Below are 7030 nucleotides of genomic sequence, written 5' to 3'. Positions count from 1 at the left end.
TAGCTCCTTGAACTCCGCCGTGTACATCTGTTTTGGTATCTTCTTCATTGCTGGTCTTTCCAAAGGATCGTTGATTTTACGTTACCTATGGAAGACTAAATTTCGGGGGAAGCTCAATCAGCAGCCGTCAGTCCGGCAAGTTCCAGAATGCGGCCGTTCGCTTCTTCCAATCCGTTGCGATTCAATGCCGAAAATAATTGGGCGGTGAAAGGTAGTTGCTGATTGTTTTCATCGACGTAACTGGCCAGGAAAGTACGGGCCTGGCGCAGTGCGTTGGTCGCATCATTGCGATTGAGTTTATCGCATTTACTCAAAATGCAATGAATTGGCTTGCCGGTCGGCGCAAACCATTCCACCATTTGTACGTCCAGTTCGGTGAACGGGCGGCGTGAATCGACGATCAGCACCAGCGCGGCAAGTTGTTGGCGGCGCCGGACGTAATCGCCCAACAACTGCTGCCAATGTAATTTAGCCGAACCCGAAACCTCGGCATAGCCATAACCAGGCAGGTCGACCAGCAAGGCGCGGATTTCGTCGATCTTGGTTTCGTCCTTGCGGTGTTGGGCGACATGCGCACCGCCGATCGAGAAATAATTAATATGTTGCGTGCGGCCAGGGGTTTTTGATGCAAATGCCAGTTTTTTCTGGTTGCACAGCAGGTTGATGGCGGTCGACTTGCCGGCGTTGGAGCGGCCAGCAAAAGCGATCTCTGGAGCTTGCAATGTTGGCAAGTCACGAAGATGATTGACCGTGGTGAAGAAGCGGGCTTGCCAAAGTAGGGACATGGAGTGAGCAGAAATTGCAGTAGGGAAAGGCGAAAATGCCGGAAAGCTATTGTACAATAAAGGGTTATGTACTGGTGCTGAGGTTGTCTGCGTAATGTGTGCAACTGAGGTTCATAGGAGACTCGGCAATCGGCTTTAAGCGGTGGGCGGATATATCGTATTTTCGCCGTTATCGTTAGGGCAGAATTTTAGAAAACAAGTCACTCAGGGTGTGTGAATGAACCGTGCGTTTTTTCCAGTAGTGAAGTCTCTCCTCGTTGCAGTACTGGCCTTTTGCTCCGTTGCCTATGCAGCCGAAGAAGCGAAAGCCGTTCCTGTTAAAGCCGATCCAGCCAAGGGTGAAGCACTTTACACAAACGGCGACCCAGCTCGTAACATCACAGCTTGTATCTCCTGCCACGGTGCGGCTGGCGCATCGACCATCACCTCGAATCCTAAATTGGGTGGCCAGCACGCCGCCTATATTCATAAGCAGTTATCCAATTTCCAGGGCTCAGATCGAAGCAATCCGATCATGTCGCCGATGGCCAAGCTGCTCACGAATGATGAAATGAAGAACATCGCAGCTTATCTGGATGCGCAACCTGCCAAGCCCGGTGCCGCCAAGGATGCGGCCACGCTGGAGCTGGGCAAGAAAATTTATCGTGCAGGCATTGCCGAGAAGAGCGTTCCGGCTTGTGCCGGTTGCCATAGTCCCAATGGTGCCGGCATCCCTAACCAGTTCCCGCGGATCGGTGGACAGCACCAAGACTATACTGTGTCTCAACTGATCAATTTCCGGACAGGTGCTCGCAAGAACGGCCCGATGATGACAACGATTTCCAAGCGTATGTCGGACGATGAAATGAAGGCAGTTGCCGATTACATCGCAGGGCTCAAATAATAATAAAGCGCGAATAAAGGGGTGGCTCATGTCGCGCCTTTGTCCCTTGAAAAAGATTGATTTGTCATGAGTACAAGTAATAACGAAATCAGCACCGCAGGGATACAGATCAAGACCAGCCGCCGCTGGCTGGCCGATGCAGTCGAATTATTGTCTTCGATGCGTTTTGCCATCAGCTTGCTGACGATTATTTCTATCGCATCAGTAATCGGCACCGTACTCAAGCAGAATGAGCCGATGTCTAACTATGTCAACCAGTTCGGTCCGTTCTGGTTCGAAGTTTTCGGCAAACTGGGGCTGTACTCCGTGTATTCGTCATGGTGGTTTCTGCTTATCATGACGTTCCTGGTGGTTTCAACCTCGCTCTGCATCGCCCGAAATGCGCCGAAGATGCTCAAGGACATGCGTGGCTGGCGCGAGAATGTTCGCGAGCAGTCGTTGCGCAATTTTCATCATAAGGCGGAGTGGACGTCGGCAGTGATGCCGCAGTTGCTGGCGCAGCAATTGCAAGCGCGGATTGTCGCCAAGGGTTATAAGACCAAGCTGGTAGCGAAAGACGACGCCATCCTGATCAGCGCCAAGCAAGGTGCCGCCAACAAATGGGGGTATATCTTTGCACATAGTGCGATCGTGATCATCTGTCTGGGCGGCTTGCTGGACTCCGATTTGCTGATCCGGGCGCAGCAGCTAATTTATGGCAAGACGCCGTTCAGCGGTAACGGCGTCATTGCTGAAATTCCGGCAGAGCATCGCCTCGGCCTCGGGAATCCGTCTTTTCGCGGCAATACGCTGATTCCGGAAGGCTCCACCAGTAGCTCCGCCATCATTGCGCAGAAAGACGGCGCAATGATTCAGGACCTGCCATTCACGATCCAGCTGAAAAAATTCATCATCGATTTCTATAGCACCGGCATTCCGAAGTTGTTTGCCAGCGAAGTCGTGATCCGCGATAACGCTGACGGCCATACATTCTCGGCCACTATCAAGGTCAACGAGCCCTTGATTTACAAAGGGATTGCGGTCTATCAGTCGAGTTTTGAGGATGGCGGCACCAAGCTCAAACTGACTGGTTACCCTATGGTTGGCGTCAGCCAGACCAGCTTCCCACTGACAGGCGAAGTCAACGGCGCTACGCCGTTAGCAAGCAATGGCAATACTGACTACACGATTGAGTGGTCTGGTTTTCGCCCGTTTAACGTCGAGAATATGGCACAATCAGGCGACGATTTGCGCGCCGTGACCAAGAAAAGCATCAACCAGCGCCTGCGCGACGATTTGAGCAGCCATCTTGGCAACGCCGCTAAAAGCGCGAATAAAAAAGATCTGAAGAACGTCGGCCCAAGCGTGCAATACAAATTGCGCGACAAGACCGGACAGGCGCGCGAATTCAGCAATTACATGCAGTCCATCAAGGTGGATGATGACTACGTATTTTTGGCCGGCGTGCGTGATATGCCAGACGAGCCTTTCCGATATTTGCGGATTCCCGCCGACGACGACGATACGGTCGGCGAGTGGATGCGTTTGCGGGCGGCGCTGGAGAATCCGGAATTGCGCGCTGCTGCCGCGCGTCGCTATGCGCAGCGTGCCATCCCGGAAAGCCGTGAAGGCATAGCCGCGTTACGCGTGCAGCTGGAACAATCGGCTTTGCGCGGTCTGTCGCTGTTTGCCGGAGATGGCAAGGAAGCCGGTTATGTGGCCATTGCCAAGTTCCTGGAGCAGGTGCCGCCGCAGGAGCAGGAAAAAGCCGCAGATATTTTCATGAAGATACTGAACGGCAGCATGTGGGATTTGTGGCAAGTGGCACGCCAGAAAGATGGGTTGAAGGAGATGTCGGAGGATGAAAAGCATTCGCACTTCTTGCAATTAAGCACCACCGCACTGTCGGATGCCAGCTTCTATAATGCGCCTGTATATCTGCAGATGACGGGCTTTGACGAAATCAAGGCATCGGTATTCCAGGTTACCCGTTCGCCTGGCAAAAAGGTGGTGTATTTGGGCTGCCTGTTGCTGGTGCTTGGTGTTTTCTCGATGCTGTACGTGCGCGAACGCAGGTTGTGGGTCTGGATTCGGCCGAGTACGGATGACAGCGGTCAGTCGCACGCGTTGATGGCAATGAGCTCGCAGCGCAAGACGCTCGATTTCGAAAATGAATTTGAAGTGTTGAAAACCCAATTGAAACAGTCGGAAGCTTGACGTAATCCCGGATTTGCCGTCGTCCTTGTCAGCGCGGGGATGGTGGCATAACTGTCTGGGTTTGCTTGCCATACAATGGAGAGAATGATGGAATTGACGCAAACCTACGCCCCACCCGCTCACTTTATCAAGCGGCTGTCGGTACTCGATTGGTTGTTCGCTATTGCGCTGATGGCTGCTTCGCTGTTCGCGTTGAGCCAGTACGGCAGCTACATGGACTACTACGAAAAAGCCGTGTTGGTGCCAGCCGTGCCGACGTTCGCCTGGCTCGGCTGGCATTGGAAATCGGTGCGCTGGCTGATGGCATTGCTGGCCGTGTTGTCGTTGTCGGCGATTGCGCTGTACGGTGGTGTGCTCGATATGGCCAATCAGAAATTTTTCCTTAAATACATGCTCTCCAGCCAGTCGGCGATTTTGTGGATGAGTACGCTGTTTTTTCTGTCTACGCTGTTTTTCTGGGGCGGCCTGATTACGCGCTCAGATTTCGGCGCCTCGGTCGGCTCCAAGCTGTGCTGGGCGGCGGTAGTGATGGGTTTCACCGGCATGCTGGTGCGCTGGTACGAGTCGTATCTGATTGGCGCCGATATCGGCCACATCCCGATTTCCAATCTGTATGAAGTGTTCGTGCTGTTCAGCCTGATAACTGCCTTGTTTTATTTGTACTACGAACAACACTATCGTACCCGCCAGTTGGGCGCCTTTGTGCTGCTGGTGATCTCGGCTGCGGTCGGCTTCTTGTTGTGGTACATGGTGTCGCGCGATGCCGCTGAAATCCAGCCGCTGGTGCCGGCGCTGCAGAGCTGGTGGATGAAGATCCACGTGCCTGCCAACTTCATCGGCTACGGTACTTTTGCGTTGTCGGCGATGGTGGCAGTGGCCTATCTGCTCAAATCGCGCGGCTACCTGGCAGATCGTCTGCCGGCGCTGGAAGTGCTGGACGATGTGATGTACAAGGCAATTGCAGTGGGCTTTACTTTCTTCACTATTGCCACCATTCTCGGCGCCTTGTGGGCGGCAGAAGCCTGGGGCGGTTACTGGTCGTGGGACCCGAAAGAAACCTGGGCGCTGATCGTCTGGCTCAACTATGCGGCATGGCTGCACATGCGCTTGATGAAGGGTTTGCGCGGCCAGGTTGCTGCATGGTGGGCGCTGATCGGGTTATTGGTCACGACGTTTGCTTTCCTGGGCGTGAATATGTTCTTGTCTGGCCTCCATTCATACGGAGAACTGTAAGCAGATGAGGAAGGTCAAGCCGGAAAACCTCACGCCAGTCGATCTGGTGATTTTCGATTGTGACGGCACACTGGTCGACAGTGAGACCGTCGCCACTGAGGTGCTGGTCGATTATCTGGCTGAACTGGGTACCCAATTGTCGTTCGACGAAGCGCTGATCCGCTTCAAGGGCGGCCGTATGGCAGACTGTATCGTTGAGATTGAAGCCATGCGCGGTGCGCCGTTACCGGCCGATTCCGCCAAGGTCTTGCGCCAACGTATCGCACATCACTTGCATCAACGCCTGCAGCCGATCGAAGGCGCGCTGGAGTTGGTGCAGTCGTTGCGAGTGCCGTTCTGCCTGGCCTCTAACGGCCCGTTGCAGCAGATCGAACTGTCGCTCGGCGTCACCGGGCTGTTACCTTATTTTGAAGGCCGCATCTATAGCGCCTACGAGGTCGGCTCCTGGAAGCCGGCGCCGGATCTGTTCCTGCATGCCGCCAGCAAGACGGGCGTTGCGCCATCCCGCTGTGCGGTGGTCGAGGATAGTCTCCCTGGCGTGCAGGCCGGCGTAGCTGCTGGTATGCTGGTGTTTGTATTGCAGCCGGAGCAGGTCGAGCCGAACCTTCCCAAGCAGGCCAAAGTAATTTCCCGACTGGCAGAGTTGCACGATCATATCGATCTTGCCGGATAAGCGGAATTTGTTTGTACTTCTGTAAGGAATGATCGGCTGGCTTGACTAAGGTCTACAGCCCCATCAAATCTCACAGGAGTTTTTCATGCCGCTTTATCGTCGCCCCAACGGAATCGATCTTCCGTTCGCCTCCGAAATCACCCCACGCGAAATATTTGAGTCGCGCCGCAGCTTTATCAAGCAGGTTGCGGTCGGTGCCGTTGGCGCCGGCTCATTGCTGGAGTTATCTGGCGGTGACGCCTGGACGCAGGCGAGCGGGCCGCAAAAACTGGCGGCCAAGGCCAATCCTGCCTATGTTGTGATGGGCAAGGCGACGCCGTACAAGGATGCCTCCACCTACAACAATTTCTATGAATTCGGCACCGATAAAGCGGATCCGGCGCAAAATGCCGGCAGCCTCAAAACCCGGCCCTGGACCGTCTCGATTGAAGGTGAAATCAAGAAGCCGGTGACGCTGGATATCGACAGCCTGCTTAAGCTGGCGCCGCTCGAGGAGTGTATCTATCGCTTGCGCTTCGCCGAAGGTTGGTCGATGGTGATTCCTTGGATTGGCTATTCACTGTCTGAATTGATCAAAAAAGTGGAACCGACCGGCAACGCCAAATACGTCGAATTCACGACGCTCGCCGATAACCGTCAAATGCCGGGTTTGCGCAGCCCTGTGCTGGAATGGCCGTATGTCGAAGGCTTGCGTATCGACGAAGCAATGCACCCGCTGGCGCTGCTGACTTTTGGCATGTATGGGCAGGTGCTGCCGAACCAGAACGGTGCGCCGGTACGCATGGTGTTGCCGTGGAAATACGGGTTTAAATCCGCCAAATCGATCGTCAAGATCCGTTTCGTCAAAGATCAGCCGAGAACCGCCTGGAATATCGCTGCTGCGCGTGAATACGGCTTTTATTCCAACGTCAATCCAGATGTCGATCATCCGCGCTGGTTGCAGGCGACCGAACGCCGCATCGGCGAAGACGGCTTCTTCACCAAGAAGCGCAAGACATTGATGTTCAACGACTACAGCGATGTTGCGCCGCTCTATGCCGGTATGGATTTGAAAAAATATTTTTGAGATTTGCGGAATATCCAACATGTTTAATCCCACGCCAAGGCAGTTCAAAACTCTCAAGGTCATTCTGTTTGAGCTTCCCTCGATTTTTCGTCTTCCAACAGGTGGCTTTTATGCCGCCTGTTTTTCCTGATGTTGCTCAGTGAGCCAGTCATCTAAATACTGGCAGGGTGAACGATAGCCAAGCGTCGAATGCT

6 protein-coding genes are annotated in these 7030 nt (G+C 54.0%); 5 read left to right on the top strand and 1 reads right to left on the bottom strand.

The annotated features are described in order from the left end of the window. Window positions 1-113: 113 nt before the first annotated feature. Window positions 114-785 (bottom strand): ribosome biogenesis GTP-binding protein YihA/YsxC, encoded by a 672-nt coding sequence (yihA, locus tag ACIQ0R_RS10115; RefSeq protein WP_395826793.1) that lies wholly within the window; start codon window positions 783-785, stop codon window positions 114-116. A gap of 217 nt (window positions 786-1002) precedes the next feature. Between yihA and ACIQ0R_RS10110 the strand changes: the two genes are divergently transcribed. From ACIQ0R_RS10110 to msrP, 5 genes are all read left to right on the top strand, one after another. Next, window positions 1003-1668, top strand: a complete 666-nt coding sequence (locus tag ACIQ0R_RS10110; RefSeq protein WP_395826790.1) for a c-type cytochrome — start codon at window positions 1003-1005, stop codon at window positions 1666-1668. Window positions 1669-1734: 66 nt separating this feature from the next. After that, entirely contained in the window at window positions 1735-3864 is a 2130-nt protein-coding gene (locus ACIQ0R_RS10105; RefSeq protein ID WP_395826787.1) for a cytochrome c biogenesis protein ResB, read from the top strand. Between the two features lie 87 nt (window positions 3865-3951). Next, window positions 3952-5097 carry a c-type cytochrome biogenesis protein CcsB gene (ccsB, locus tag ACIQ0R_RS10100; RefSeq protein ID WP_395826785.1) on the top strand — a complete coding sequence of 382 codons (1146 nt, stop codon included), beginning with the start codon at window positions 3952-3954 and terminating at the stop codon, window positions 5095-5097. Window positions 5098-5101: 4 nt separating this feature from the next. Beyond that, a complete protein-coding gene (locus tag ACIQ0R_RS10095) occupies window positions 5102-5770 on the top strand; it encodes an HAD family hydrolase (RefSeq protein ID WP_395826783.1) in 669 nt (222 codons plus the stop codon). Between the two features lie 85 nt (window positions 5771-5855). Then, the gene (gene msrP / locus ACIQ0R_RS10090; protein WP_395826781.1) at window positions 5856-6836 is read left to right on the top strand and encodes a protein-methionine-sulfoxide reductase catalytic subunit MsrP; all 981 of its coding nucleotides are present in this window, start codon (window positions 5856-5858) and stop codon (window positions 6834-6836) included. Window positions 6837-7030 lie beyond the last annotated feature (194 nt).

The sequence above is a fragment of the Collimonas sp. genome, assembly GCF_044339385.1.
Lineage (GTDB): Bacteria > Pseudomonadota > Gammaproteobacteria > Burkholderiales > Burkholderiaceae_D > Collimonas.
The sequence above is the reverse complement of the archived record's forward strand: the minus strand, read 5'-3'. Positions and strand labels throughout refer to the sequence as shown.